This window comes from Rhodococcus sp. T7 (genome assembly GCF_009872365.1).
GTDB lineage: Bacteria > Actinomycetota > Actinomycetes > Mycobacteriales > Mycobacteriaceae > Rhodococcus_F.
On record NZ_WXYH01000389.1, the window covers coordinates 463,091 to 464,302 of the forward strand.

The 1,212-nt window shown below is 63.0% G+C and carries 1 protein-coding gene; it reads right to left on the bottom strand.

What is annotated here, in order from left to right:
* Positions 1–303: 303 nt before the first annotated feature.
* Positions 304–1,212 (bottom strand): PDR/VanB family oxidoreductase, encoded by a 909-nt coding sequence (locus MLGJGCBP_RS46180; RefSeq protein WP_160104023.1) that lies wholly within the window; start codon positions 1,210–1,212, stop codon positions 304–306.

The following is a 1,212-nucleotide window of genomic DNA, read 5'->3' on the forward strand; positions in this document are numbered from 1 at the left end:
GATGGGAACCGGGTTGTACGGGTCGTAGTCGCGGCGATACTGCCGGCGCAGGTCGTCGAGCGTCAGTTCTGTGGTCATGGAGGACTCCAGGAAGGGTGAGGGAATACGACACTGGTGTTGTAACCGTTGTTGTGGTGTGGATTACATACTAACGAAACACGATAGAGTTGGCTAGACGCGCTGCGGCCGAGGAAACAAATGCGAGAGTGCTGACGGCAGGATGTGGCGACGCGGCCCTCAACGACGTCGTGGAGGTTCACCCGTCGACGAAAGGCGTTGAGAGATGAAATGCGGTCGGGGTGTTCAGATCTCGAGAACGAGGCGTGGACTGCGTGATCGTGAGACGCACACCATCATCGTCTCGTTGGCCTCCTGCTCGGCCGGGCTGAGGATCGAGTCGCGGTGTTCGGGTGTGCCGTCCAGTACGGCGGTCTCGCAGGACCCGCATATGCCCTCCTGGCACGATGCGACTACCGGCACGCCCTGCTCTTCGAGGGCCTCCAGGATCGACTTGTCCGGCGGAACCGTCACGACCTGGCCGGAGATGGACAGCTCGACCTCGAACGATTCGGATAGGGCCGGTGTCTCGAGCAGTTTGGGGCTGAAACGTTCGATGTGGAGGGAACCGGACGGCCAGTTCCCTGTTGCTGTTTCGATCGCCTGGAGCAGGGGTTCGGGACCGCAGCAGTAGATGGTCGTGCCGGCCCGTGCCGTTCCGAGGAGGCCGTCGAGATCGAGTAGACCGAACTCGTCTTGCGGTCGGACCGACACCTTGTCCCCGTAAGTGGATTCGAGATGGTCGACGTATGACATGCTCGACCGTGAACGCCCGCCGTACAGCAGTTCCCACGGTATGCCGCGTTCTTCGGCGGCCAGGATCATCGGAATCATCGGGGTCACACCGATACCGCCCGCGACGAAGATGTAGTTGTCTGCCGGTTCGAGGGGGAAGTTGTTCCGCGGTCCCCGAACCTCGACGGCGGCGCCTACCTCGAGCTGGTCGTGGACATAGATCGAGCCGCCCCGACCCTCGGCTTCGCGCAGGATCGCGACCTGCCACGATGTGCGGTTGCGGGGATCGCTGCACAACGAGTACTGCCGCACCGAGTCGCCGGGAAGAAGGAGGTCGATGTGTGCGCCCGGCTCCCACGGCGGCAGCGGGGAACCGTCCGGGGAGGACAGCTCGAGCTGCACGACGTCGGAGGCCAGAAT